Below are 21,187 nucleotides of genomic sequence, written 5' to 3'. Positions count from 1 at the left end.
AGAATCCCTCCGCGGAAAGATTCTGGATTGCTTCGTCGCAAGTGCTCCTCGCGATGACGATGTTGAAGCACACGGCCTCCCCAACATCGTCCTGGCGAACGCCAGGACGACACTGAAGGTGTGGCCAATCGCCCGGCTCACAACGCCAGGGCAGGTCGTGGCCTACAGCGCACCCTTGGCCAGACGCTTCATGACCTCGTCGAGCTGATCGAGGTTGCGGTAGTTGATCTGCACCGAGCCGCCGGGGTCGCGGTGATTGACGGTGACCTTGAGGCCGAGCGCATCGCTGACGCGCTTCTCCAGATCGATCGTGTCGGGGTCCTTTTCCTTGCCCCCCGTGCTGCGCGCCTTTTGCGGCTTGCGCTCCGGCACGCCCTCTTCATGCGCGAGCGCTTCGGCCTGCCGGACGTTGAGTCCCTCCTCGACGATGCGCTTGGCGGCGGCGAGCGGATCCGGCACGCCGATCAGTGCGCGGGCGTGACCGGCCGTCAGCTCGCCGGTTGCGATGAAGGCCTGCACCTCCGCCGGCAGCTTGGTCAGCCGCATCATGTTCGCGACGTGGCTGCGGCTCTTGCCGACGACCTTCGCGATGTCGTCCTGGCTGCGTTTGAACTCGTTGGCCAGCGCGTGATAGCCCTGCGCCTCTTCCATCGGGTTGAGATCTTCGCGCTGCACGTTCTCGACGATCGCGAACTCCAGCGCATCGCTGTCGCTGATGTCGACCGGCACGATCGGCACTTCGTGCAGGCCGGCCATTTGCGAAGCGCGCCAGCGCCGCTCGCCGGCGATGATCTCGAAGCGATCCTGCGCGCCCTTCACGGGACGCACCACGATCGGCTGGATCACGCCATGCTGCTTGATTGACTCGCTGAGCTCCTTCAGCTCGGTGTCGGAAAAGGTGCGGCGCGGATTGCGCGGGTTGGCCTTGATGAATTCGATCGGCACCTTGCGCTGCGCGCGCGGACGATCGACGTGCTGAGCCTCGCCGCCGACATCACCGATCAGACTTGCAAGTCCCCGGCCCAGTCGCGAACGCGCTTCATCGGCCATCGCCAGCTCCCTTGGATTCACGGTGCAGCACTCCAGAACTGAATTTCAAATCGTAGGTCGTAGGGCGGATCAGCGCAGCGTAATCCGCAACAGGTTCGTTCGCGGCGAGAGATCGGCGGGTTGCGCTGCGCCAACCCGCCCTGCGGATCTCACGTCAATGCGTAACGCGCAGCTCGCGCTCGCGCTGGATCACCTCGGTGGCGAGCCGCAAATAGGCTTCGCTGCCGACGCATTTGAGATCGTAGACCAGCACCGGCTTGCCGTAGGACGGCGCCTCCGAGATGCGCACGTTGCGCGGGATCATGGTCTTGTAGACCTTCTCGCCCATGAACTGCCGGACGTCCGCGACGACCTGGTTCGACAGGTTGTTGCGCGAGTCGAACATGGTCAGCACGATGCCGTGGATCGACAGGTTCGGATTGAGCGTCGAACGCACCTGCTCCACCGTCTGCAGCAATTGCGACAGACCTTCGAGCGCGAAGAACTCGCACTGCAACGGGACCAGGATCGCGTCGGAAGCCGCCATCGCGTTCACCGTCAGCAGGTTGAGCGAGGGCGGACAGTCGATCAGCACATAGGTGTAGTCGGCATCCGGCGAGACGTTGTTGTTGAGCGCACCGATGGCGTCGCGCAGCTTGAAGGCGCGGCCGGGCGTGGTGCCGAGCTCGAGCTCGAGACCGGAGAGATCCATGGTCGACGGCGCGATGTGCAGCCGCGGCACCGCGGTCGAGACCACGGCTTCGCGCAGGGGCGCTTCACCGATCAGCACGTCATAGGTCGAGCAGGAGCGGCTGCGGCGGTCGATGCCGAGGCCGGTCGAGGCGTTGCCCTGGGGATCGAGATCGACGATCAGGACACGTTCGCCAATCGCGGCGAGCGCCGTGCCGAGATTGATCGCTGTGGTTGTTTTTCCCACACCGCCCTTTTGATTCGCCAGCGCCAGGATGCGCGGGTGACCGTGCGGGACCTCGCTGGTCGGTTCTTGCGTCTGCTGCGGCTCGTCAATCACGGTCATCGAAAATTCCCCAGTCCCCTGAACGCCTCACCCGCGCCGTTCGGCCGCATTCAGCTCCACGATCCAGCCGTCACCCGTGCGGCTGTGGTGGAGCTGAGGCGCAATATTCCAATATTTAGCGGCTTCGGTCAATTCAGCCTCTACATCTTGACCCTTGAGAAACAACGCCTTTGCGCCCTGGCGCATCAGCGGCTCCGCAAAGCCGATGAGTTGATGTAGCGGAGCCAGCGCACGCGCGGTGACGCAATCGACGGGGCCGGTGATTCTATCCACATTATCCCCGATCTCAGCGAGATGTACGACTCCCGGAGATGTGGTGACGCGGATCGCTTCGCGCAAAAAGGCGGCCTTCTTGGCGATTCGCTCGACGAGATGAACCCTCGCATCCGGCGTGCCGGCCATGGCGCAGGCGAGCACCACGCCGGGAAAGCCGCCGCCGCTGCCGAGGTCGGCCCAGCGTTTTGCCGTAGGCGCGAGCTCGACCAGCTGGAGCGAGTCGGCAATGTGCCGGGTCCAAAGCTGTGGCAGGGTCGAAGGTGCGACCAGATTGGTCTTGGCCTGCCACTCCCGGAGCAGCGCGATGTAGCGATCAAGCCGGTCCTCGGTTTCACGTGAAACGGGCGCGAGCTTCAACGCCGCCCGCTTGTCCGCGGCGATGATGGAATCGAGTGCGGGATCGTTCGCGCTGGCTTTGTCGATCTTCGGCTTGGCGGGCCCCGGATCAGATCGATGACCCGCGCCCTCACCTGTGCCGGGTCGTCGCGATAGCGGTCTGTCTCCGCCCGGTCCGCGCTGTTTCACGTGAAACGCCTATTGCAATTGGCTTATGCGATTGCCTTGGAAGTCTTCCGTGCCTCGCGACGAAGATAGGCCGCGAGGATGCCGAGCGCCGCTGGTGTCATGCCGTCGATCCGGCCGGCCTGGCCGACCGTGAACGGCCGCGCCTTCTCCAGCTTGGCGCGGACCTCGTTGGAGAGACCGGGCACGAGGCTGTAGTCGACCTCCGACAGCACCATCCCCTCGTCGCGCCGAAAAGCCTCGACGTCTGCACTCTGGCGCTCGAGATAGACATCGTACTTGGCGTCGATCTCGAGATGGGTCGCGATGACGGGATCGATGGCTGATAGCTCCGGCCAGATCGCCCGGACCTGGCTCCAACCGATCTCCGGATAAGCGATCAGCTCAAAGGCCGACCGGCGCTGGCCATCGCGGTTCAGGGACAATCCGTGCTTGATCGCCTCGTTCGGGGTGACGGTCAGCGACTTCGAGAGCGTCCGGGCTGCGTTCAGGGCGTCCATCTTGGCGCGATGGTGCAGGGTTCGGGCGCTTCCAACACACCCCAGGGCGATGCCCTTCTCCGTCAGACGCTGATCGGCATTGTCCGCCCGCAGCGTCAGCCGGTACTCGGCCCGCGAGGTGAACATCCGATAGGGTTCGCTGATGCCGCGGGTGACGAGGTCGTCGATCATCACCCCGAGATAGCCATCAGCACGATCGAACACCGTCAGTGCTGCTCCGCTCGCGGCAAGCGCCGCATTCAGACCGGCCACGATGCCCTGCCCGGCCGCTTCTTCGTACCCGGTGGTGCCATTGATCTGCCCGGCCAGGAACAGCCCGCGCAGACGCTTGGTCTGCAGGGTCGGATCGAGCTCCCGGGGATCGATATGGTCGTATTCGATGGCGTAGCCGGGACGGACCATCTTCACCCGCTCCAGACCCGGGATGCTGGCGAGGATCGCGAGCTGGACCTCCTCGGGCAGCGACGTCGAGATGCCGTTGGGATAGATCGTGCTGTCGTCGAGCCCTTCCGGCTCCAGGAAGATCTGGTGACCGTCACGGTCGCCGAAGCGGACGATCTTGTCCTCGATCGAGGGACAATAGCGCGGTCCGGAGCTCTTGATCTGGCCGGAGTACATCGGGGAGCGATGGACATTGACCCGGATCACTTCATGCGTTGCCGCGGTGGTCCGGGTGATCCCGCACTGGATCTGCGGTGTCGTGATCCGCTCGGTCATGACCGAGAAGGGCTCCGGCGGCTCGTCACCGGGCTGCATCTCGACCGCGGACCAGTCGATCGTGGTGCCATCCAAACGCGGCGGAGTGCCGGTCTTGAGCCGTCCCAAGGTGAAGCCGGCTCGCTCGAAGGAGGCCGACAGACCCATCGCGGGGGCCTCGCCGACCCGGCCGGCCGGCCAATTCTTCTCACCGAGATGGATCAAACCACGGAGAAAGGTGCCGGTGGTGACGACAACGGCCCCTGCCCGGAGCTCCCGGCCGTCAGCCAGGCGCAATCCAGTCACTCGGCCATCGGTCACGATCAGCTCGTCGGCTTCGCCTTCAATGATGAAAAGGCCCTCGGTCTCCTGGATCGCGGCCTGCATCGCAGCGGCATAGAGCTTCCGGTCCGCCTGGGCCCGGGGACCGCGGACAGCAGGACCCTTGCGGCGATTGAGGACGCGAAACTGGATCCCGCCGGCATCGCCGACCCGACCCATCAGACCATCGAGAGCGTCGACTTCTCGGACGAGATGGCCCTTGCCGAGACCCCCGATAGCGGGATTGCAGGACATCGCGCCGACGGTCGAGAAACGGTGCGTGACCAGGGCGGTCGCGGCGCCCATCCGGGCAGACGCAGCCGCGGCTTCACAGCCGGCGTGGCCGCCGCCAATCACGATGACGTCGAAGCTCTCTCGCTCTGTTCGCATGGGCGGACTTCTAGCTCAGGGGCGGGAAAGCCGGAAGCGGAAACTGGGGCGCACGGTGTTTCACGTGAAACATGTGCCGAGCGGGACGGTAAAAACGATTTTGCGAAAACAACCCCATGCAAAGTAGGAAACCTTGGGAGGGATGCTGTTTCACGTGAAACGGAATGCCCATGCCTGAAGCGCCGGGGCCAAAGCCCGGCGGCGACGGGCCCGGTCGTTGGGAGCGCAGCGAAGCAAGCTAGCCCCTGTCTCCCCTGATGGCGGTCTGGATTGCTTCGTTTTAGGAGCGCCTCTTAATGACGGGATCGGGAGCACACCAATCATCTCGACAGTTGCGCTTTCCGGCTGGCTAGCGGCAATGGGGAGACGAGACCAGCCCGGCGGTCGCCTGTTTCACGTGAAACGACCGGAACCCGGCCGGATGAAGCGCCCGGGGAAACTCACTGGCCCGGCTATGACCGCCCCGGATTGCGCTACGCTCCATCCGGGCTACGAGGCCTGAAAGATGGAGCGCGTTTCACGTGAAACACAAGAAATGGAACAAGCGCTAGTTCTACAATGAAGAACTAGCGCTACTTTCCGATGCAGAATTTCTGAAAAATGGCACCCAGGACGTCCTCGACGTCCACCCGACCCAGCAACCGGCCCAAGGCATAAGCGGCGGCACGCAATTCCTCGGCGGCCAGCTCTTCGCCTTCTTCTACAAGCTCGAGGCTCCGGCGCAAGCTGTCCGACGCACGGCTCAACAAGTCGCGTTGGCGCGCCCGGGTCACAACGGCGCCCTCGCTGGCTCCGAAGAACTCGGCTGCGAATTTGACGAGCGCCTCGACCAGCTCGGGGACGCCATCGCCTTTTCGCGCCGAGATCGCAAACTCGCCCGGCGCGGCGGAACCTCCGGCTCTACGCAGGTCAATCTTGTTTCGGACGATCCACACCGGGCCGCCGGACCGATCGCTCTCCGTGCCGGAATTTTGAAGCGACTGCAACGGCACCGGATCAACGGCTTGCTCGGGTTCGACCAGCCATAACACGAGGTCGGCGTCTTCGGCCCGCGCGCGGGCGCGGCGCACGCCCTCCTGCTCGACCGGATCGTCGGTCTCGCGAATGCCGGCGGTGTCGATCACCGTGACCGGATAACCGTCGAGGTCGAGCTGCACCTCGATCACGTCGCGCGTCGTACCGGCATGCGGCGAGACGATCGCGACCTCGCGGCGCGCGAGCTGATTCATCAGCGTCGACTTGCCGACATTCGGCTCGCCGGCGATCGCAACCACCAGCCCGTCGCGCAGACGTTCAGAATGTGCCTGTGTCGCAAGGACTTTTGCAATTTCGTCATGCAGCGCCTTGATGGCGCTGATCGCCGGCGCCATCAATTCCGCGGGCACGTCGCCTTCATCGGAAAAATCGATGCCGGCTTCGATCAGCGCCGACGCCTCAATGATGCGCTCGCGCCAGTCGCGCGCGCGGTCGCCGAGCAGGCCCTGCAACTGGCGCAGCGCCTGGCGCCGCTGCCGGTCGGTATCGGCGTGAATGAGATCGTCGAGACCCTCGGCCTCGGTCAGGTCGAGCTTGCCGTTCTCGAATGCCCGCCGCGTGAACTCACCCGGTTCGGCCGCCCGTGTATTCGGAATAAAAGAAACAGAGGTGAGCAGCGTCGCCAGCACCGCGCGGCCGCCATGAGTGTGGAACTCGGCGACGTCCTCGCCGGTCGCACTGGCAGGTCCTGGAAACCAGAGCACCATCGCATCATCGATCGGCTCCCCGGCCCTATCCCGGAGCACGCGGCGGCTGGCCTGCCGCGGGGCCGGCAGCTTGCCGGCAAGCATCGTCAGCACCTTGCCGGCCTGCGAGCCCGACACGCGCACCACCGCGATCGCGCTGGGCGCCCGGCCGGATGACAGCGCAAAAATGGTCTGGTCTCGCGGATGCATGGCCCATTTGTCCGGCTGCCGGCGAAAAAGCAAATGTCGGCTTCAGCTCCGTCCGCGGCACATTTTGCTGCACAAATCCCGCAGCAATTTTCTATTGCACTGCAGTATATCCGCCAGATTTTGCTGCAGAAACACCTTCTCAGGCAGCAGTTCGGCCGAGCCGAATTCAAGCATTTTCTAGATATATCAACAGATTAATCGAAGGCAGGAATTGGTCGTCCCGACATCGGTTATGCTGCAGCTCTTCCGCAGCAACAGCGCACAACAAAAGGGCGCCCGAAGGCGCCCTCTGATCTTATGCTGCACTGCACTCAAGTATTCATGGAGTCGAAGAACTCCGAATTGCTCTTGGTCGAACGCAGCTTGTCGAGCAGGAAGTCGATCGCGTCCATCGTCCCCATCGGATTGAGGATGCGGCGGAGCACGTACATCTTCTTGAGCACCTGCGGGTCGGTGATGAGCTCTTCCTTGCGGGTGCCGGAGCGCGAGATGTCGATCGCCGGGAAGGTGCGCTTGTCCGAGACCTTGCGGTCTAGGATCAGTTCCGAGTTACCGGTGCCCTTGAACTCTTCGAAGATGACTTCGTCCATGCGGCTGCCGGTATCGACCAGTGCGGTCGCGATGATGGTCAGCGAGCCGCCCTCCTCGATGTTGCGGGCGGCACCGAAGAAGCGCTTCGGGCGCTGCAGCGCGTTGGCGTCGACACCGCCGGTCAGCACCTTGCCGGATGACGGCACGACGGTGTTGTAGGCGCGGCCGAGGCGCGTGATCGAATCGAGCAGGATGACGACGTCGCGGCCATGCTCGACGAGACGCTTGGCCTTCTCGATCACCATCTCGGCGACCTGGACGTGACGCACCGCCGGCTCGTCGAAGGTCGAGGAGACGACCTCGCCCTTCACCGAACGCTGCATGTCCGTGACTTCTTCCGGACGCTCGTCGATCAAGAGCACAATCAGGTAGCATTCGGGATGATTGTGCGTGATCGAGTGCGCGATGTTCTGCATCAGCACGGTCTTACCCGTGCGCGGCGGCGCAACGATCAATGCGCGCTGGCCCTTGCCGATGGGAGCGACGATGTCGATCACGCGTGCAGACAGGTCTTTCCGCGTCGGATCGTCGATTTCCATGCGGAAGCGCTGATTCGGAAACAGCGGCGTGAGGTTGTCGAAATTGACCTTGTGCTTGGCCTTTTCCGGATCCTCGAAGTTGAGCGTGTTGACCTTCAGCAGCGCGAAATAGCGCTCGCCCTCTTTCGGGCTGCGGATGTGGCCTTCGATGGTGTCGCCGGTGCGCAGGCCGAAACGGCGGATCTGCGACGGCGAAACGTAGATGTCGTCGGGGCCCGGCAGATAATTCGCATCGGGCGAACGGAGGAAGCCGAAGCCATCGGAAAGCACTTCGACGACGCCCTGGCCGACGATGTCGGTCTCAGCGAGTGCGAGCTGCTTGAGGATGGCGAACAGCAGCTCCTGCTTGCGCATCGTGCTGGCGTTCTCGACCCCATTCTCCTCCGCAAACGAGACGAGCTCGGCCGGCGTTTTGGACTTGAGGTCTTCGAGTTTAATTTCCCGCATTGGGGTGGTCCTGTGGGGTAACCTGGGGAGGGGGGGTGCGAGGAGGCTCTGAAATGCGGACGTGAGAAGAGAAGGTCCGCAGGTCTGGCAAGGTTAAGTGCCGATGAGGCTTCAAACCTGATGCGGTGTCCGGCCTCTGGAAAGCTCAGACACAACCACATCCGCCTGCGTTGGGTGGGATGTCGACAATATAGAAAATCGCTTCCAGCTCCGCAAGAAGAAGCGCTGAGCTATTCGCGAGGGGCCTTGCCTAGAACGGCTTCACGATCACCATGATGACGATGAAAATCATCAGGACAGTCGGCACCTCGTTGATAATGCGATAGAATTTCTGGGTGCGCGGGCGCCGGTCGGCAGCGAAATCCTTCAGCCAGCGGGAAAAAAAGCCGTGGACCGCCGACATCGCCAGGACCAGTGCCAGTTTTACGTGCAGCCAGCCGAACGAGAACCAATGGCCGGACCAGGCGAGATAGAGCCCGGCGAGCCAGGTGACCATCATGGCGGGATTGATGATGGCCTTGAGCAGCCGACGCTCCATCACCTTGAACGTTTCCGACTGCTTCGAGCCGATCTCGGCCTCGGAATGATAGACGAACAGCCGCGGCAGATAGAGCATGCCCGCCATCCAGGCGATGACGGCGATCACGTGCAGGGCCTTGATCCAGAGATAGACGTCTTCGAACATTTTCGGCCCCGGATTGCTGCCCAGCGAATGGAACTGGGGATAGTAAGAACTCGTTAAGGTCTCACCGTGCACACATATCCGTCCGGTGTGCCTTCCTCAAATCTAGAATCTTAGATTCTTAAGGTTTGAGTCTATGTGACCGTGGATTGGACTCATGCAATTCCATCCGCGGGTTCGCGCGCGCTTGTTCACACCCATCAACATATCCCCTATCGTTCCTGGCGCTCCGCGATAAGTCGGCCAGCCTCAAAGGCTTGCGCCTTTCTGTCGGCAGCTTATCAAGGGGGTTGTCCGCATAATCCCGTTTCCCGCCCGGCAGGCCGGCGAACTTGTTCAGACGGGCAGCGGTGTGAAGAAAATTGGCACTTGTCCCGCCCCTGGTGTCGCGCAACCCTTTCCGAGGGGTTAAGGTCCACAGAAATCCACAAACCACACCGCCCTCATACAAAGAGTTTTTGTGCCGACCTCGAACAATTATTTCCATCTGCACCTCGTCTCCGACTCCACCGGCGAGACGCTGATCACCGTGGCTCGCGCGGTTGCGGCTCAATACGCCAACGTGACGCCGGTCGAGCACGTCTATCCGCTGGTGCGCAGCCAGAAGCAGCTCGATCGGGTCCTCGACGAGATCGAGGAGGCGCCGGGAATCGTGCTGTTCACGCTGCTCGAGAAGGATCTCGTCTCCAGGCTTGAGGACAAGTGCAAGGGGATCAACGTTCCGAGCCTGTCGATCATCGGCCCGGTGATGCAGCTGTTCGAAGCCTATCTTGGCGCGGCAACCACCGGCCGCGTCGGCGCCCAGCACGTCCTCAACGCGGAATATTTCAAGCGCATCGACGCGCTGAACTACACGATGATCCACGACGACGGCCAGCATGTCGAAGGCCTCGACGATGCCGACGTCGTCCTGGTCGGCGTGTCCCGCACCTCGAAAACACCGACGTCGATTTATCTCGCGAACCGCGGCATCCGGACCGCCAACGTGCCGTTGGTTCCGGGCATTCCGGTGCCCTCGCAATTGGAGACGCTGACGCGGCCATTGGTGGTCAGCCTGCACGCGACGCCGGAACGGCTGATCCAGATCCGTCAGAATCGCCTGCTCTCCATGGGAGCCGAGTCCGGCAGCGACACTTACACCGACAAGCAATCGGTCACCGAGGAGGTCGCGTTTGCGCGCAAGCTCAGCGCCAAGCACGATTGGCCGCTGCTCGACGTCACGCGCCGCTCGATCGAGGAAACCGCGGCGGCGATCATGAAGCTCTACAGCGATCGCCAACGCAACCGGCCTTCCGAATAGTTTTCGCGATGGGTCTGTGGCTCGGCACATCTCCGTTGATCCTGGCGTCGCAGAGCAGCGCGCGAAAAATGCTGCTGGCCAATGCCGGGCTGGAGTTCAGGGCTGTGACCGCTGATATCGACGAACGCGGTATTCAAGGCGCTTCACAGCTTTCAAATCCGCGCGAGATCGCTTTGCTGCTGGCGCGCGAAAAGGCCAAGGCGGTCTGCGCCCGTTATCCCGGGAGCTACGTGATCGGCGCCGATCAGACGCTGGCTCTTGGCAACCGTCTCTTCAACAAGCCCGCGGGCCGCCCGCAGGCCTTGGCGCAATTGCGCGAGCTCGCCGGCAACAGCCATGAGCTGAACTCCGCAGTCGCCGTGGCGCATGACGGCAAGATTGTTTTCGAAGACGTCTCGATCGCCCGCATGACGATGCGTGAGATGACCGAGGGCGAGCTTTCAGCGTATCTGGATGTTGCCGGCGACGCCGTTACGACCAGCGTCGGCGCCTATCAGCTGGAGGGGTTGGGCATCCATCTGTTCGAGCGCATCGAGGGCGATCATTTCACCATTCTCGGTCTGCCGTTGCTGCCGCTGCTTGCGTTCCTGCGAAGCGAACGGCTAGTTGCCGTGTGAATGACAGACATGGCTGTAGGCTGATGCGGATCCTCGGACTGACCGGCTCGATCGGGATGGGCAAATCGACCACCGCAAAGCTGTTCGCGGAGGCCGGCGTGCCCGTCTACGACGCCGATGCAGCCGTGCATCAGCTCTATGAAGGTGAAGCGGCGCCGGCGATCGAGGCCGCCTTTCCCGGCACCACCGTGAACGGCAAGGTGGACCGGCCAAAATTGTCGGCGCGCGTGGTACACGATCCCGCCGCCATCAAGCAGCTCGAGCAGATCGTGCATCCGATGCTCGGCGCCTCCCGGCAAAAGTTCTTTGCCGAGGCCGAGGCTGCCAAGGCGCCGGTCGTGGTGCTGGATATCCCGCTGCTGTTCGAGACCGGCGGCGAGAAGCGGGTCGATGCGGTGGTCGTGGTCTCGACCTCGCCGGAACTCCAGCGCGAGCGGGTGCTGGCGCGCGGCACGATGGACGAGGCCAAGCTGGACGCCATCATCGCCAAGCAGACGCCCGATGCCGAGAAGCGCAAGCGGGCCGATTTCGTGGTGGATACCTCGCACGGACTCGAGCCGGTGCGGGCGCAAATCGCGCACATCCTCGCCGAGGTCGTTAAGATGCCGCAGCGGCGAGCCTGATTCGCCGCCTCGCCGGCGTTCAGCACTCCGATCTCAACTTACTGATCTCTAGTCATGCGCGAAATCGTCCTCGACACCGAAACCACCGGCTTCGATCCGCTCCGCGGCGATCGTCTGGTCGAAATCGGCTGCGTCGAGGTCTTCAACCGCATGCCGACTGGCCAGACCTATCACGTCTATATCAATCCTGAGCGGGACATGCCGGCGGAAGCCTTCGCGGTGCACGGGCTGTCGGCGGAATTCCTGTCGACCAAGCCGCTGTTCCACGAAGTCGCCGATGCGTTTCTGGAGTTCATCGGCGATGCGCCGCTGGTGATCCACAATGCCTCGTTCGACATCGGCTTCATCAACGCCGAGCTCGACAGGATCAAGCGCGCAGCGATCCCGCGTGAGCGGCTGGTCGACACGCTGCTGCTGGCGCGACGCAAGCATCCCGGCGTGTCGAACCGGCTCGACGATCTCTGCTCGCGCTATGCGATCGACAATTCACACCGCACCAAGCACGGCGCGCTGCTGGATGCCGAGCTGCTGGCCGAGGTCTATGTCGATCTGGTCGGGGCACGGCAGTCGCAGCTGCTTCTGGCGTCGGAGAGCGAAGAGATTCGCATCAATGCTGCGGGTGATACGCCGCGGCGGCAGCGCCTGGTGCCGCTTGCGCCGCGGGTTTCTGATGCCGAGCGGGAGGCCCACCGGGCCTTCATCGCAACGATGGGCGAAAAGGCGATCTGGAACGAGTATCTCGTTGCTCCAGTCGCCTCTCCGGCTGGTTAAGGTTGAGTTAGGCCTGACCGGTCTGGCCGCCGCCCTGGGAGGCCATTTGCCGCTCCATGTTCTGGCGATAGAGACCGACGAAGTCGACCGGATCCAGCATCAAGGGCGGGAACCCGCCGTCGCGCACTGCGGTGGCAATGATCTCGCGTGCGAACGGGAACAGCAGGCGCGGGCACTCGATCATGACCAGCGGATGCAGATTCTCCTTCGGCACGTTGGCGATGCGGAACACGCCGGCATAGGCGAGCTCGAACGAGAACATGATCTTGCCCGCGGTCTCGGCCTTGCCCTCGACCGACAGCGTCACCTCGAACTCCTGTTCGCTGAGATTGTTGGCGCTGACGTTGATCTGGATGTTGATCTGGGGCGGCTGGCTCTGCTGCTGGAGCGAGCTGGGCGCGTTCGGATTTTCGAACGACAGGTCCTTGGTATATTGCGCCAGCACGTTGAGCTGGGGAGCCTGGGCCGCCTCGGGAGGGGTGCCGTTACCGTTGGTCATGAGAGTCTCTCCTTACCCGATTTGGGCTGAATTTCGCGGCGGTTGGCTAACATAGGGCTGCCTCGTTCCACAAGGACGAACGGTCCCGGGGTGGGATTTCCGGCCGCGCCAAGCCTTGCGGCGGTCATCCGGCCTTTTCCGCAAAATAGCGCCTTAAACGATTGAAGATGCGCGATTTCCGGGCAGGATCGGGTTTCCCCTTAAGCATAAAACGCGCTACACTCGGTGCTGTGCCAAAAGGCGCCATTGGCCGGGCAAGATTTCGTGCCTACATCCCCAGGACCTGACGTGGACCTAAAATGGTGATGTAGACTTGCCGTTCCCGTGTGGAACGGTCTACTGGCCGGATTGATTTTCCCGGCGACGACCCCAAAAGCGAAGACCCAGGCATCGGCCAGAAAGCGAATACGACGTGGACATCTACACCATCATCTTCCTGGCGCTGGCGGTCTTCATCTTTCTGCGGCTGCGCAGCGTGCTGGGGCAGCGCACCGGCAACGAACGGCCGCCTTTCGATCGGACCGCCGCCCGCAATGCGCTGGGGGGTGCCCAGGACAACAACGTCGTGACCATGCCGGGCAAGGTGATCGACCAGGCCCCGCTGGCGCCGACCGCCGACCCAACCCCGCCCTCCGACCGCTGGAAGGGCCTCGCCGAACCCGGGACCACGCTGGCGCAGGGCCTGGATGCCATCGTCGAGAAGGATTCCACCTTTGACCCGCGTCATTTCATCTCGGGCGCCCGCGGCGCCTATGAGATGATCGTGCTGGCCTTCGCCAACGGCGACCGCCGCGCGCTGCGCGACCTGTTGTCGCCGGACGTCTATGACAGCTTCGACGCGGCGATCAAGGAACGCGAGAAGAACGAGCAGAAGACCGAGACCCGCTTCGTCTCGATCGACAAGGCCGAGCTGGTCGGCGCCGAGCTGCGCGACCGGACCGCCCAGCTCACGATCCGTTTCGTCTCGCAGATGATCTCGGCCACCCGGGACAAGGCCGGCAACATCGTCGACGGCAGTGCCGACACGGTTGCCGACATCACCGACATCTGGACTTTCGCCCGCGACATCACCTCTCGCGATCCGAACTGGAAGCTGGTTGGCACCGGAAGCGCGAATTAAGATCCTATTGAAGAACAGCGCGACCGCGCTTTGCGCAGGCGTCGTCGTGCTGTCGTCGTTTTCGCTCGGCGCCGAGGCGGCGCGGCGCCACTACCGCAACCATCACCATCATCTCCCGCACTTGCCCGCTGCTCCGCCGCGGGCCTTGCCCTATCCGCAACTCCCCCTGCCGCTCGAAATATCAGGCGCGCAATACATGCCGCTGGCCTGGGCGGACGTGAAGGGCTGGGGCGACGACAATCATCTCGCCGCGTTCAAGACGTTCCGTGCGAGCTGCAAGTCGATCAATGCGCAGACCGGCGCGACTGAACCGAAAGCGCTGGCAGGTTCGCTGAACGAGCCTTGCAAGGTCGCGAAGACGCTCGAGCTCAGCGACGACGCGAAAGCAAAGACCTTCTTCGAGGAGAATTTTGCGCCGCTGCGCATCTCGCGGCTCGGCGAGCCCGATGGTTTCGTCACCGGCTATTACGAGCCGGTGCTGGAGGGATCGCGCACACAGACCGACATCTACAACGTTCCTGTCTACCGCCGCCCTTCGAATCTGTTCGTGCGCGGCTACAAGCAGGATTCGGTGAGCCTGCCCAACAAGGGCCCGGTCTATCGCAAGATCGGCCGCCGCAAGCTGGTGCCCTATTACGACCGCGGCGAGATCGAGGACGGCAAGATCGCCGGCCGCGGACTGGAGATCGCCTGGCTGAAGGATCCCACGGATCTGTTGTTCGCGCAGATCCAGGGTTCGGCGCGCATCAAGTTCGACGACGGCAGCTCGGTCCGCCTCAACTACGACGCCTATAACGGCTATCCCTACACCGCCGTCGGGCGCATCCTGATCGAGCGCGGCATCATCCCCAGGGAAGAGATGTCGATGCAGAAGATCAGGGAGTGGATGACGCAAAACCCTGACGGCGCCAAGGAGCTGCGCCGCGCGAACCGGGCCTACATCTTCTTTCGCGAGGTCAATTTGTCCGACAAGGACGAGGCGGTGGGTGCGCAAGGCATTCCGCTGACGGCGGGACGCTCGATCGCGGTCGACAAATCGCTGCATGTCTACGGCACGCCGTTCTTCATCGAGGGCGAGCTGCCGATCGAATCCGACCGCGCGAAGACACCATTCCATCGGCTGATGATCGCGCAGGACACCGGCTCGGCCATCATTGGACCGGCCCGCGCCGATCTGTTTTTCGGCGCCGGGCAGGAAGCCGGCCGCGTCTCCGGCCGGCTGCGCCATCCCATGCACTTTGTCATGTTGGTGCCGAAGGGCCTCGATCCCTCGGTTCGTGCCGCGCGCCTGCCGGTGCCTGATCCGCGTCCCTCGGAGAAGATCGCAAAGCTGTTTCCGCAGACCGATCAGGGCAAGGGGACGACGAAGCCGGCAGCGGCGGCCGCTTCAGCGGACAACAAGACCGAAACAATTGCCACCGCAGGTCCGGTCCCGCTACCGGTGCCGCGCCCCGCGATCGAGCCCGCTCCCGAACCGCAGCGGCCGGTGAAGAAGCGTCCCCATCGGCAGCAATGAAGCGATCGTCCCGTCCGCCCGTGCTGGAGCCTCGCCCCTCGCCGCGTCGTCGCGCGCTGAGCGAGGAGGAGCGCGAGCTGTGGGAGACGGTCGCCAAACAGGTCAAGCCGCTGCGGAAGCACCGCGTGGCCAAGGCGGTAGTCAAGGCGGGGGTCAAGGCGCACGCCGCGCCGATCGCTGGACCTTCACTGGTAGGCCCGGCGCTGCGGACCTCGCCACCGCCGCGGCCGGTGGCTGAGGCCCCGGCGCCGCGAATCGCGAAGCCGCAAGTCCCGCCCTTGGCCCCGCTTGGCAAGCGCGAGCGCACAAAGCTGTCGCGTGGCCGCAGCGAGATCGAGGCGCGGCTCGACCTGCACGGCATGACCCAGACGCGCGCCCATCGCGCGCTGACCGGCTTCCTGCACCGTGCCCATCATGACGGACTGACCTTCGTGCTCGTCATCACCGGCAAGGGCCGCAGTGGCGGCGAAAGCGGCGTGCTGCGCCGCCAGGTGCCGGAATGGCTGAGCCTGCCGGAATTCCGCGCCTTCGTCGTGGGATTCGAGACGGCGCATATCGGCCATGGCGGCGAGGGCGCGCTGTATGTGCGGATCAGGCGGGCCAGACTCTAGAACGGCCGGATGATTCCGACGCGCGGGATCAGGGTGATGATCAGGCCGAAGATGTTTGTCTTCCGGTCGTCAGGCGGAATCAGCGCAGTCTCGTGCGCCGCCGGCAGCATCTTCACCGCATGCAGGATCAGGAACATGCACACCGCCCAGTTCGAGATCCAGCGCGAATAGTCGAACACCATCGCGAACATCACGAGATAGGCGAGGCTGATGCCGATCAGCGCCGCGATGACGAGGCGGCGGTGCATCTCGCTCGCGAGCGTGCCGATCAGCTTCGCGAGGAAACGCCATAGCGGCGTGTGCAGCCAGATCAGCAACACGAATACGGGTATGCCGAGGCTGTTGTGCGGCAGGCGGCCCCAGGTGTCGGAAACTTCCTTCGCCAGCGGCTGGTACCAGATATAGGCGAATTGCAAGAGATCGGTGCGCGAGGGATCGGCCATGCGCGTTTTCAGATAGGCGACGAAGTCCGCCTCCGGGATCGGCATCGTTCCCCAGAATTGCGCGGCGAAGAACAGCGCGGAGACGATCGCGAGGGCGACGATACCGAACGCGACATTGCCGCGATCAAGCCCGTAAGCGAGATAGTGCCTGATCACGACGATGGTGACGATCGTCGGCACATACATCAAGAGATGAATGTGGTGGATCAGCACGAGGATGACCGAGAACAGCGCTGCCGTGGCGACGAACAGCAGCGAGCGCGCGGGCATCAGCAGCAGAATCATGGCCAGCGCACAGCCATAGATGTCGAAATGGCCGAGCGTGTGCATGAAATTCTTCAGGAAGAACGGCGAGCCCGCGATGAAGACGAACAGCGGCAGCGTCTTCGCGGTGAAGCCGAAGGTCCTTTGGAAAACTCTGGCATAGAGCCCCAGCGTCGCCAGCCACGTCACCCCGCCCAGCGCGAATACCAGCCAGACCGGCACCTTGTCGGTGAAAAGCGCGACGGCTGCCCCGATCAGCGCGCGCTTGATGAAGCCGAAATGGTAATCGACCAGGAGGTGGATGTAGGGGACGTAAGGCGGCAGCTGGATCTTGTGCACGAACACGCCGACGATCACCGCCGCGTTGATCGCGAGCAGCAGGCGCCAGGGATTTTGCAGGATGCGTACGGTCACGCCGCATCCATAGCGTGACCGCCCCGAATTACAAAATAAACCGGCTCAGATCCGCGTTCTTGGCGAGATCACCGACGTGCTTCTGCACGAAATCGGCGTCGACCTTGACGGTCTCGCCGCTGCGGTCGGGGGCGGTGAAGGAGATCTCGTCCAGCACCCGCTCCATCACGGTCTGCAGCCGCCGCGCGCCGATGTTCTCGACGGTCGAGTTCACGGCGACCGCGACGTCGGCGAGCGCGTCGATGGCGCTGTCGGTGATGTCGAGCGTCACGCCCTCGGTCTGCATCAAGGCGACATATTGCTTGATCAGCGAGGCCTCGGGCTCGGTCAGGATGCGGCGCATGTCGTCGCGGGTCAGCGCCTGCAATTCGACGCGGATCGGCAGGCGGCCCTGCAATTCCGGCAACAGGTCGGACGGCTTTGCGACGTGGAACGCGCCGGACGCGATGAACAGGATGTGGTCGGTCTTGACCGCGCCATGCTTGGTCGAGACCGTGGTGCCTTCGATCAGCGGCAAGAGATCGCGCTGCACGCCCTCGCGCGAGACGTCGCCGCCGACGCGGCCGTCACGGGCGCAGATCTTGTCGATCTCGTCGAGGAACACGATGCCGTTGTTCTCGACCGCGCTGATCGCCTCCAGCGTCAGCTGATCATTATCCAGCAGCTTGTCGGATTCCTCGTTGACGAGGATCTCGTGCGAGCCTTCCACGGTCAGGCGCCGCGTCTTGCTGCGGCCCCCTAACTTGCCGAAAATGTCGCCGATCGAGATCGCGCCCATCTGCGCGCCCGGCATTCCCGGGATCTCGAACATCGGCATGCCGCCGCCGGAGGATTGCGTCTCGACCTCGATTTCCTTGTCGTTGAGCTCGCCGGCGCGCAGCTTCTTGCGGAAGGATTCCCGCGTTGTGGAAGAGGCATTGGCGCCGACCAGCGCATCGAGCACGCGCTCCTCGGCGGCGAGCTGGGCCCGGGCGTGCACGTCCTTGCGCTTCTTCTCGCGGACCTGGGCGATCGCGACCTCGACGAGGTCGCGCACGATCTGCTCGACGTCGCGGCCGACATATCCGACCTCGGTGAATTTGGTCGCCTCCACCTTCAGGAAGGGCGCGTTCGCGAGTTTTGCCAATCGCCGCGCGATTTCGGTCTTGCCGACGCCGGTGGGGCCGATCATCAGGATGTTCTTCGGCAGCACCTCCTCGCGCAAGGAGCCTTCGAGCTGCTGTCGCCGCCAGCGATTGCGCAGCGCGATCGAGACGGCGCGCTTGGCATCGGCCTGGCCGACGATGAAACGGTCGAGTTCGGAAACGATTTCACGCGGAGAGAAGTCTGTCATGGGACCTTAGCTAGGGTCAGTTGCGGAGGAGGACAAGCCGCTTTTTTCGGCCGTCAGATGATCGGCGGGCCGGATTGCCATTGCTTCACCGCCTCGATCGGATGGATCAGCATCAGGATGTTGAGCGTCAGATTGTCGCGAATGTGCAGCGCCAGCATGATCTCGAAGGCGAGGCCGATCAGGACGGTCATCGAGACCGGCAGTGCGCGCGCGACGAGGAACCCGAGCACCATGGCCAGATTGTCGGAGACCGAGTTGACGATGCTGTCGCCGAAATAATCCAGCGAGATCGTGCCGGCGCGGTAGCGCTCTATGATGAAGGGCGAGTTCTCGACGATCTCCCAGGCACCTTCGATCAGCATCGCGATGATCAGCCGAGCAGGCCAGGACAAGCTGAGGAACGGCAGGCGCGCGAACAGCAGCCAGGTCAGGCCATAGAACAGGAAGCCGTGCAGGACGTGCGAGAAGGTGTACCAGTCGGCGATGTGCTGGGAATTCTCCGAGCTGTTCACCACGCCGTGCCACAGCTTGACAGTGCCGCAGGTGCAGATCGGCACCCGCCCCATCGCAAGCAGGATCGCGGCCTGCAGAGCCAACAGCGATAGCGCGATGCCGGCCCAGGCAAGTGGTGAAAACGCGGTCTTGCTTGCGCGCGCGTGAACCAGCGTCATGCTTCGCGCACCATCAGCAGCGCCGCTCCGTCCGGCGTCTCGACCATGCGGTCGCGGACGAAGCCTGCCTTCTCATAGGCGCGCAGGGCGCGCGCATTGAGCGGATCGGGATCGGTGACAATGCGCGGCAGGCCGCTGCGAAACTGCTCATCGACAAACTGCCGGATCAACGCCGAGCCGTGACCGCGTCCGATCATGTCGCTTTCGCCGATGAACTGGTCGATCCCACGCGTGCCCTCCGGTTGCGGCCCGAAGCCCGTATTCCAGGCGGTCAGGCGGTAGCACTGAAGATAGCCGAAGGGCTTGTCGTCGGCCAACACGATGAACTGGTCCATCGCGGGCTCGTCGAGGTCGCCGCTGACAAGCGCAAGCTGCTCGTCCGGATCGCCCCACCATTCCCCCACATGGGCCTCGCCCAGCCACCGCCGGATCAGCGGCAGGTCGGCCGCTGTCATTGGGCGGAAGGTGTAGGTGGGCGTCATCGCGCGCCGATGGCGGTGCGCTCCCTCTCCCGCTTGCGGGAGAGGGCTGGGGGGAGGGTATCTCCGCAATGGGATAGCCCCCAAGGGGAGAAAGCCCCCACCCGGCGCTTCGCGACGACCTCCTCCGCAAGCGGGAGAGGTTGCACCGTGCATGTGGATAGGCTTTCGGACAAATGACCCTCCGCCCTACCCTGTCGCCAGGCTCTCGATGGTCAGATTGCGGTTGGTGTAGACGCAAATATCCGCGGCGATGTCCATGGAGCGGCGGACGATGGTTTCGGCGTCCTTGTCGGTGTCGAGCAGGGCCCGTGCCGCCGCCAGCGCGTAATTGCCGCCGGAGCCGATCGCCATCACGCCGGCTTCGGGCTCCAGCACGTCGCCGGTGCCTGTGAGCACCAGGGAGACGTCCTTGTCGGCCACGATCATCATGGCCTCCAGCCGCCGCAAATAGCGGTCGGTGCGCCAGTCCTTGGCCAGCTCCACCGCGGCCCGGGTCAGCTGCCCCGGATATTGCTCGAGCTTGGCCTCCAGCCGCTCGAACAGGGTGAAGGCGTCGGCGGTCGCGCCGGCAAAGCCGCCGATCACGTCGCCCTTGCCGAGCTTTCGGACCTTCTTGGCGTTGGACTTGATCACGGTCTGGCCGATCGAGACCTGGCCGTCGCCGCCGACCACCACCTTGCCGCGCTTGCGGACCGTCAAAATCGTGGTGCCGTGCCAGCCCGGGGAGCTGTTCTGGGAATCCTGCATGAATGATCCTCGTTGTCCGGCCTGATTTAGGCGGTCGACAACCGGGGCACAACGGCCCGTTCCGGGCCGAATTTCGCTCACCATAGGCAGAAGTAGAGGGCCGGCCGGCCGTTCCCGCAGTAGCGAAGGGGGCATTTGGCTGTTAATAGACTGGCGTTTTCGGCTCCCTAGCTAGGATGAAAGCCAGTTTTCAATGCGCACCGCGACGATCAAGCGCAAGACCAAGGAAACCGACATCGAGGTCACCGTGAACCTCGATGGCACCGGCGTGGCCAATATCGCGACCGGCATCGGCTTTTTCGACCATATGCTCGATCTCCTCGCCCGCCATTCCCGCATCGACCTCACGGTCAAGGCGGTGGGCGACCTGCACATTGATTATCACCATACCACCGAAGACACCGGCATCGCGCTCGGCCAGGCGGTCAGGCAAGCGCTCGGCAACATGGCGGGCATCACCCGCTATGCCGGCGTGCACATGCCCATGGACGAGACGCTGTCGCGCGTGGTCATCGACATCTCGGGCCGCCCGTTCCTGGTGTTCAAGGCCGACTTCCCCCGCGACAAGATCGGTGAGTTCGACACCGAGCTGGTGCGCGAGTGGTTCCAGGCCTTCGCCATGAACGCCGGCGTGACTCTCCACGTCGAGACCCTATATGGCGATAACAGCCACCATATCGCCGAGTCCTGCTTCAAGGGTCTGGCGCGGGCGCTGCGCACGGCGGTCGCGATCGATCCGAAGGCTGTGGGCGAGATCCCGTCCACCAAGGGCTCGCTCGGCGGCTGACATTCGGCCGGCGGCACACGCCGCCTATC

The 21,187-nt window shown here is 63.6% G+C and carries 21 protein-coding genes; 8 read left to right on the top strand and 13 right to left on the bottom strand.

The genetic code is table 11. The annotated features are described in order from the left end of the window. Positions 1–162: 162 nt before the first annotated feature. From ML401_RS01020 to hemJ, 7 genes are all read right to left on the bottom strand, one after another. Positions 163–1,050: a ParB/RepB/Spo0J family partition protein gene (locus ML401_RS01020; protein ID WP_026312464.1), complete on the bottom strand. Its 888-nt coding sequence runs from the start codon at positions 1,048–1,050 to the stop codon at positions 163–165. Between the two features lie 154 nt (positions 1,051–1,204). Next, positions 1,205–2,065, bottom strand: a complete 861-nt coding sequence (locus ML401_RS01015) for a ParA family protein (RefSeq protein WP_194405274.1) — start codon at positions 2,063–2,065, stop codon at positions 1,205–1,207. A 27-nt stretch (positions 2,066–2,092) separates the two neighbouring features. After that, positions 2,093–2,866, bottom strand: a complete 774-nt coding sequence (gene rsmG, locus ML401_RS01010) for a 16S rRNA (guanine(527)-N(7))-methyltransferase RsmG (protein ID WP_376717334.1) — start codon at positions 2,864–2,866, stop codon at positions 2,093–2,095. A gap of 23 nt (positions 2,867–2,889) precedes the next feature. Next, positions 2,890–4,770 (bottom strand): tRNA uridine-5-carboxymethylaminomethyl(34) synthesis enzyme MnmG, encoded by a 1,881-nt coding sequence (mnmG, locus tag ML401_RS01005; RefSeq protein ID WP_285809170.1) that lies wholly within the window; start codon positions 4,768–4,770, stop codon positions 2,890–2,892. A gap of 572 nt (positions 4,771–5,342) precedes the next feature. Next, entirely contained in the window at positions 5,343–6,701 is a 1,359-nt protein-coding gene (gene mnmE, locus ML401_RS01000; protein WP_285809168.1) for a tRNA uridine-5-carboxymethylaminomethyl(34) synthesis GTPase MnmE, read from the bottom strand. 311 nt (positions 6,702–7,012) lie between these two features. Further along, positions 7,013–8,278, bottom strand: a complete 1,266-nt coding sequence (gene rho, locus ML401_RS00995; RefSeq protein WP_008133567.1) for a transcription termination factor Rho — start codon at positions 8,276–8,278, stop codon at positions 7,013–7,015. A gap of 250 nt (positions 8,279–8,528) precedes the next feature. After that, positions 8,529–8,963, bottom strand: coding sequence for a protoporphyrinogen oxidase HemJ (gene hemJ / locus ML401_RS00990; protein ID WP_285809163.1), 435 nt, complete (start codon positions 8,961–8,963; stop codon positions 8,529–8,531). 457 nt (positions 8,964–9,420) lie between these two features. On the opposite strand from hemJ, the gene ML401_RS00985 reads away from it, so the two are divergent. From ML401_RS00985 to dnaQ, 4 genes are read left to right on the top strand one after another with little or no spacing between them, the layout of a single operon-like run. Further along, the gene (locus tag ML401_RS00985) at positions 9,421–10,260 is read left to right on the top strand and encodes a pyruvate, water dikinase regulatory protein (RefSeq protein WP_194405270.1); all 840 of its coding nucleotides are present in this window, start codon (positions 9,421–9,423) and stop codon (positions 10,258–10,260) included. 8 nt (positions 10,261–10,268) lie between these two features. Then, entirely contained in the window at positions 10,269–10,877 is a 609-nt protein-coding gene (locus ML401_RS00980) for a Maf family nucleotide pyrophosphatase (RefSeq protein WP_285812788.1), read from the top strand. A gap of 23 nt (positions 10,878–10,900) precedes the next feature. Further along, a complete protein-coding gene (gene coaE / locus ML401_RS00975) occupies positions 10,901–11,500 on the top strand; it encodes a dephospho-CoA kinase (RefSeq protein WP_211415204.1) in 600 nt (199 codons plus the stop codon). Between the two features lie 54 nt (positions 11,501–11,554). Beyond that, the gene (dnaQ, locus tag ML401_RS00970) at positions 11,555–12,271 is read left to right on the top strand and encodes a DNA polymerase III subunit epsilon (RefSeq protein ID WP_285809162.1); all 717 of its coding nucleotides are present in this window, start codon (positions 11,555–11,557) and stop codon (positions 12,269–12,271) included. Between the two features lie 7 nt (positions 12,272–12,278). Here dnaQ and secB read toward each other — a convergent pair whose 3' ends face one another. Continuing rightward, positions 12,279–12,770 carry a protein-export chaperone SecB gene (gene secB, locus ML401_RS00965; protein ID WP_194405267.1) on the bottom strand — a complete coding sequence of 164 codons (492 nt, stop codon included), beginning with the start codon at positions 12,768–12,770 and terminating at the stop codon, positions 12,279–12,281. A gap of 412 nt (positions 12,771–13,182) precedes the next feature. On the opposite strand from secB, the gene ML401_RS00960 reads away from it, so the two are divergent. Genes ML401_RS00960 through ML401_RS00950 form a run of 3 tightly spaced genes read left to right on the top strand, consistent with a single transcriptional unit; the run spans position 13,183 to position 16,017 of the window. Continuing rightward, positions 13,183–13,890 (top strand): Tim44/TimA family putative adaptor protein, encoded by a 708-nt coding sequence (locus tag ML401_RS00960; protein ID WP_194405266.1) that lies wholly within the window; start codon positions 13,183–13,185, stop codon positions 13,888–13,890. Next, positions 13,868–15,406: a murein transglycosylase A gene (locus ML401_RS00955; protein WP_285809161.1), complete on the top strand. Its 1,539-nt coding sequence runs from the start codon at positions 13,868–13,870 to the stop codon at positions 15,404–15,406. The genes ML401_RS00960 and ML401_RS00955 overlap by 23 nt, the downstream gene beginning before the upstream one ends. Next, positions 15,403–16,017, top strand: coding sequence for a Smr/MutS family protein (locus ML401_RS00950; RefSeq protein WP_285809160.1), 615 nt, complete (start codon positions 15,403–15,405; stop codon positions 16,015–16,017). The genes ML401_RS00955 and ML401_RS00950 overlap by 4 nt, the downstream gene beginning before the upstream one ends. Here ML401_RS00950 and ML401_RS00945 read toward each other — a convergent pair. The 5 genes from ML401_RS00945 to hslV form a co-directional block, all read right to left on the bottom strand. Then, positions 16,014–17,138, bottom strand: coding sequence for a hypothetical protein (locus tag ML401_RS00945; protein WP_285809159.1), 1,125 nt, complete (start codon positions 17,136–17,138; stop codon positions 16,014–16,016). The genes ML401_RS00950 and ML401_RS00945 overlap by 4 nt on opposite strands. 28 nt (positions 17,139–17,166) lie before the next feature. Beyond that, positions 17,167–18,471, bottom strand: a complete 1,305-nt coding sequence (hslU, locus tag ML401_RS00940) for an ATP-dependent protease ATPase subunit HslU (protein ID WP_285809158.1) — start codon at positions 18,469–18,471, stop codon at positions 17,167–17,169. Between the two features lie 53 nt (positions 18,472–18,524). Continuing rightward, positions 18,525–19,142, bottom strand: coding sequence for a DUF2585 domain-containing protein (locus ML401_RS00935; RefSeq protein ID WP_211415209.1), 618 nt, complete (start codon positions 19,140–19,142; stop codon positions 18,525–18,527). Next, positions 19,139–19,624, bottom strand: a complete 486-nt coding sequence (locus tag ML401_RS00930) for a GNAT family N-acetyltransferase (RefSeq protein ID WP_285809157.1) — start codon at positions 19,622–19,624, stop codon at positions 19,139–19,141. Before ML401_RS00930 ends, ML401_RS00935 begins: the two co-directional genes overlap by 4 nt. Positions 19,625–19,810: 186 nt before the next feature. Further along, positions 19,811–20,371 (bottom strand): ATP-dependent protease subunit HslV, encoded by a 561-nt coding sequence (gene hslV, locus ML401_RS00925; RefSeq protein WP_285809156.1) that lies wholly within the window; start codon positions 20,369–20,371, stop codon positions 19,811–19,813. A 193-nt stretch (positions 20,372–20,564) separates the two neighbouring features. Between hslV and hisB the strand changes: the two genes are divergently transcribed. Continuing rightward, positions 20,565–21,158, top strand: a complete 594-nt coding sequence (gene hisB / locus ML401_RS00920; RefSeq protein ID WP_211415210.1) for an imidazoleglycerol-phosphate dehydratase HisB — start codon at positions 20,565–20,567, stop codon at positions 21,156–21,158. Positions 21,159–21,187 lie beyond the last annotated feature (29 nt).

It is taken from the genome of Bradyrhizobium sp. 62B (genome assembly GCF_030272265.2).
In the GTDB taxonomy this organism is placed as follows: Bacteria; Pseudomonadota; Alphaproteobacteria; order Rhizobiales; family Xanthobacteraceae; genus Bradyrhizobium.
The sequence above is the reverse complement of the archived record's forward strand: the minus strand, read 5'-3'. Positions and strand labels throughout refer to the sequence as shown.

What these genes read in the sequence shown, in the direction of transcription:
- hslU (WP_285809158.1), bottom strand. Translation starts at nt 18,471, where the DNA reads ATGACAGACTTCTCTCCGCGTGAAATCGTTTCCGAACTCGACCGTTTC.
- coaE (WP_211415204.1), top strand. Translation starts at nt 10,901, where the DNA reads ATGCGGATCCTCGGACTGACCGGCTCGATCGGGATGGGCAAATCGACC.
- rho (WP_008133567.1), bottom strand. Translation starts at nt 8,278, where the DNA reads ATGCGGGAAATTAAACTCGAAGACCTCAAGTCCAAAACGCCGGCCGAG.
- ML401_RS00950 (WP_285809160.1), top strand. Translation starts at nt 15,403, where the DNA reads ATGAAGCGATCGTCCCGTCCGCCCGTGCTGGAGCCTCGCCCCTCGCCG.
- dnaQ (WP_285809162.1), top strand. Translation starts at nt 11,555, where the DNA reads ATGCGCGAAATCGTCCTCGACACCGAAACCACCGGCTTCGATCCGCTC.
- secB (WP_194405267.1), bottom strand. Translation starts at nt 12,770, where the DNA reads ATGACCAACGGTAACGGCACCCCTCCCGAGGCGGCCCAGGCTCCCCAG.
- ML401_RS00980 (WP_285812788.1), top strand. Translation starts at nt 10,269, where the DNA reads ATGGGTCTGTGGCTCGGCACATCTCCGTTGATCCTGGCGTCGCAGAGC.
- ML401_RS00935 (WP_211415209.1), bottom strand. Translation starts at nt 19,142, where the DNA reads ATGACGCTGGTTCACGCGCGCGCAAGCAAGACCGCGTTTTCACCACTT.
- ML401_RS00930 (WP_285809157.1), bottom strand. Translation starts at nt 19,624, where the DNA reads ATGACGCCCACCTACACCTTCCGCCCAATGACAGCGGCCGACCTGCCG.
- hslV (WP_285809156.1), bottom strand. Translation starts at nt 20,371, where the DNA reads ATGCAGGATTCCCAGAACAGCTCCCCGGGCTGGCACGGCACCACGATT.
- hemJ (WP_285809163.1), bottom strand. Translation starts at nt 8,963, where the DNA reads ATGTTCGAAGACGTCTATCTCTGGATCAAGGCCCTGCACGTGATCGCC.
- ML401_RS01015 (WP_194405274.1), bottom strand. Translation starts at nt 2,065, where the DNA reads ATGACCGTGATTGACGAGCCGCAGCAGACGCAAGAACCGACCAGCGAG.
- mnmE (WP_285809168.1), bottom strand. Translation starts at nt 6,701, where the DNA reads ATGCATCCGCGAGACCAGACCATTTTTGCGCTGTCATCCGGCCGGGCG.
- mnmG (WP_285809170.1), bottom strand. Translation starts at nt 4,770, where the DNA reads ATGCGAACAGAGCGAGAGAGCTTCGACGTCATCGTGATTGGCGGCGGC.
- ML401_RS01020 (WP_026312464.1), bottom strand. Translation starts at nt 1,050, where the DNA reads ATGGCCGATGAAGCGCGTTCGCGACTGGGCCGGGGACTTGCAAGTCTG.
- hisB (WP_211415210.1), top strand. Translation starts at nt 20,565, where the DNA reads ATGCGCACCGCGACGATCAAGCGCAAGACCAAGGAAACCGACATCGAG.